This is a genomic window from Steroidobacter sp., assembly GCF_016790065.1.
Lineage (GTDB): Bacteria > Pseudomonadota > Gammaproteobacteria > Steroidobacterales > Steroidobacteraceae > Steroidobacter.
The window spans coordinates 1-2432 of the sequence record NZ_JAEUPY010000429.1 but is presented as its reverse complement, the minus strand read 5'-3'; the positions used below and the strand labels follow the sequence as shown (position 1 = coordinate 2432).

Sequence of the window (2432 nt, the reverse complement as noted above, 5' to 3'; positions counted from 1 at the left end):
GCAGCAGATCGCCGCGGCGGTGCGCGGCAGCGGCGTGTCTTGGGAGATTGGAAAGCAGCGAGGGCCATCAATCAATTGAATGACTGCGGATGCGCTATATAGTGCGTTCCGTGGTGGTTCCGACGTCCCCCCGTTTTCAGTAGCGCTGGGCTTTGGAGTCCGGGGGGTAATTTATCGGGTTTTGCGCCAGCCTTTGGGCATAGTCAGCCGGGGTCAATCCGCCGAGGGACTTCTTGGGGCGTTCCTCGTTGTATTCCCGGCGCCAAGCCTCGACGATCACGCGGGCATGTGCCAAGCTGGTGAACCAGTGCTCGTTCAGACATTCCTCCCTGAAGCGGCCGTTGAACGATTCGATGTAGGCGTTCTGGTTGGGCTTGCCCGGTTCGATGAGGAACAGCTGAACACCCCTGGCGTGGGCCCAGTTCAGCATGGCTCGACCGCAGAACTCTTTTCCGTTATCTGTCCTGATCGCTTTGGGCAATCCCCTCGTGGTGGCGATTTGATCCAGGATGCGCACCACCTGGTTGCCACCCATCGCCCGCTCGGCCACGATGGCCACCGCCTCGTGAGTCGCGTCATCGATCACCGTCAGGTTCTTGATGCTGCGCCCTTCGGCCGTGCGGTCAAAGACGAAGTCCATCGACCACACCTGGTTGGCTGCCATCGGGCGCTGCAGAGGGTGACGCTCAGCCAGCGGAATCTTCTTGCGCTTGCGCTTCCTGACCTGCAGCCCCGCCTGGGCATATAGGCGCTCGACGCGCTTGTGGTTGACGATCTCACCGGCCTGGCGCAGCTTGAGGTAGATCATGCCGGCCCCATACCGCCGATGTCGCTGGGCCAGTGCCATGATCTTTTCCTTGAGCACACCGTTGCGGTCTGCGGCGGGCTCGTACCGGTAGGCGCTGGCGCTCATGCCGATGATGCGCAGTGAACGGCGTTCGCTCAGCCCGCTGCCGACCATGTGGCGCACCAGCTCGCGTCGTGCCGGTGCGCTCACCACTTTTTTCTCAAGGCTTCTTTCGTCACCTCGTTCTCAAGCATCGACTCGGCCAGCAGCCTTTTGAGGCGAGCGTTCTCAAGCTCGAGTTCCTTCAGGCGTTTGGCATCCGAGACGCTCATGCCACCGAACTTGTTGCGCCACAGGTAGTAGCTGGCCTCCGAGAAGCCGTGTCGGCGACACAGCTCGGCCACTGGCAGGCCCGTCTCCGCTTCGCGCAGGAAGCCAATGATCTGTTCTTCCGTAAATCTCTTCTTCACGTCCAATCTCCTGTCGTACGGGATTGGACTCCAGCGTCAGCCGCTACTCAAATCCGGGGGGACGTCGGTTCAAGCACAACGTTCTAGGTCGAATTTGAATCGCCTCGGGGCGATTCATCGGCACCGCTACTAGCATTTTCGAATGCGTCGCTTGCACTCACGGTAGCGTCTGCGCAAGCGAAATCAGGCCACTTAAACCAACAGACCTAGGATGATCCAATGAACAGCAAGCACATCGCCGTCGTGACGGGAGCAACCCGTGGATTGGGTCGCGGCATAGCCCGCGCATTGGGTAGCCGCGGCTTCACCGTGTACGTGACCGGGCGCAGCACCGAGGGCTTGGCCAATGCGGTTCGGGAAATCGAGCAGGCCGGTGGTCGGGGCGTGCCCGTCGCCTGCGACCAGTCCGATGATGCGCAAGTGCGCGCGCTGTTCGAGCGCGTGCGTGCCGAGAGTGGCCATCTGGATATTCTGGTCAACAACGCGACTCAGGTACATGCTCGGGAACTTACCGCTCCTGGTGGCTTCTGGGAGAAGCCGCTTGATCTGGTGGACATGATCGACGTTGGCCTGCGCTCCAGCTACGTGGCGGCGTACTACGCCGCGCCGTTGATGATCGAGACCGGTGCCAGCCTGATGGCACACATCTCCTTCTATGGCGCGGTGTCCTACCACTACGGGCCAGCCTATGGTGCCGCCAAGGCCGGCACGGACAAGATGAGCTTCGATATGGCCGTTGAGTTGCGCGAGCACGATGTCGCCTCGGTTTCGATCTGGCCGGGGCTCATCTTGACCGACGAGCTGAAGGCAGTGCCGCGCGAATATATTCCGCAGCACGTACTCGATGACCTGCCGAACTTCGAGACACCGGAGTTCTCGGGCCTGGTGATCGAACGCTTGTGGCGTGATCCCGAGCGCATGGCCCGATCGGGAGAGACATTGATCGCGGCGGAGCTGGGCTTCGGCTATGGCATTCGCGACATCGACGGCAAGCAGCCGCGCCTCTATACGGACACGCTCGGCAAGCCATCCGGTCGGTTCCTACGTGCTGCGGGCCGACCATCATAAAGAACATCATGCCGTTCGGTGTTCCCGGCATGCCCGGAACACCGCTGACCCAGAAACTGGTCGGCACCGTCTACCGCGTTGTGGCGCTGGCGCTCGGCGCCGACAAG

General features: G+C 61.6%; 2 protein-coding genes. One reads left to right on the top strand and one right to left on the bottom strand.

From position 1 onward, the window contains the following. Window positions 1-136 precede the first annotated feature (136 nt). Window positions 137-1257, bottom strand: a protein-coding gene (locus JNL55_RS17935) for an IS3 family transposase (RefSeq protein WP_293856586.1) whose coding sequence is annotated in 2 segments (ribosomal slippage) — window positions 137-999 and window positions 999-1257 — 1122 coding nt in all. Because the reading frame shifts where the segments join, the coding sequence is not laid out codon by codon here. 219 nt (window positions 1258-1476) lie between these two features. Here JNL55_RS17935 and JNL55_RS17930 point away from each other — a divergent pair. Then, window positions 1477-2325 (top strand): SDR family NAD(P)-dependent oxidoreductase, encoded by an 849-nt coding sequence (locus JNL55_RS17930; RefSeq protein ID WP_293856583.1) that lies wholly within the window; start codon window positions 1477-1479, stop codon window positions 2323-2325. Window positions 2326-2432 lie beyond the last annotated feature (107 nt).